The sequence below is a fragment of the Pseudovibrio sp. Ad5 genome (assembly GCF_001623095.1).
In the GTDB taxonomy this organism is placed as follows: domain Bacteria; phylum Pseudomonadota; class Alphaproteobacteria; order Rhizobiales; family Stappiaceae; genus Pseudovibrio.
Genome location: NZ_LMCH01000048.1, coordinates 1 through 1,159 on the forward strand (window position 1 = coordinate 1; position 1,159 = coordinate 1,159).

Consider the following 1,159-nt stretch of genomic DNA (forward strand, 5'->3'; position numbering starts at 1 on the left):
TCCCGAACTCGGAAGTGAAACGCCCCTGCGCCAATGGTACTTCGTCTTAAGACGCGGGAGAGTAGGGCGCCGCCGGGCATGAATAATACACACCGACAAATCTCTACAAAATAAAACAGAACAAACATATCAGACAAAAAGCCCCCAATGCATAATGCATGGGGGCTTTTTTGCGTTCTAACGGAAGCTTTCCTAGCTAGAAGGGGAGAGCCGAGAGATGAGCCTCAGCCTGCCAAGAATTAAAACACTCCCTTAGCACCGAATATACACCCAACAGTTGGCCTCTATGGCTGGTGATCCCCTGGGTTGCTAGGCCACCTGATCGAAGAATATCCTTGAAGCTTATGGTCTTCCTCGATGTAAGAAGTGCTTTGAGCCTCTCTTTGGGGCACGGCTCTGTTATGAGGCTGACTGATTATTCAATTATCGCGCGCCATTTCTCTTACCTCTCTCCTTTCAATGTTTGCCTCTGATTGGTGACGCTGATCTCTTTGGCTCCAACCTTGGCTTGTTCAGCACTCTGACGCTAGCTGTAAGAGGAGGTGGTGTGGGATGTTTGATGCCAGGGTCTCTGTCTGCGCTTCGTCATGTTCTCTTGTGTGTCTCCATCTCTCATTGTTGCTCTTGGAGTTCTGTGCTGTTCGGTGAGGTTCTTTGTTAGCCAGGTTTTGTGTGTTTTGGGGTGGTCTTGATTGGTGTGTGTTTTTTCCCAGTGTCTGTGCAAATTTTGGTTTTGTTAATTTTTGGTGTTTTGGCTGGTTGTTATTGGCTTGTTTCTGGGGTTTTTGGGTGTCTGGTGGTGGTATGTGGGTTGATATATGAAGTTATTGAATTGTTTGAATTTTAGTTTTTGCCCGATTGTTTTGTTTTTTTGGAGTTTGCGTGTTGACGGGTCGGTCTGGTATCCCTATAACCCGCTTCACGCCACCGGGGCGGGCCACTGAGGCGCGGTTCTGGAGGCACAAAAACAGAAGGATTTACGGGGTTTTTAAGAGGTCTTGTAAGTCTGGATATTGAGGCGAAAGTCTCTGCTCATTGACAATTGAATACGGAAGAAGAAAGAGAAACGTGGACGGCGGTTATTCGCGAGTGTCTTGGTAACAAGACGCTGTTACGGAATAGCTGACTTAGTTTACGTTTTTCAGAACACCCGCGAATG

At 47.3% G+C, this 1,159-nt stretch carries 1 rRNA gene; it reads left to right on the forward strand.

From position 1 onward, the window contains the following. Positions 1-78 (forward strand): 5S ribosomal RNA (gene rrf, locus PsAD5_RS28840); the annotation flags it as partial. Positions 79-1,159: the final 1,081 nt, after the last annotated feature.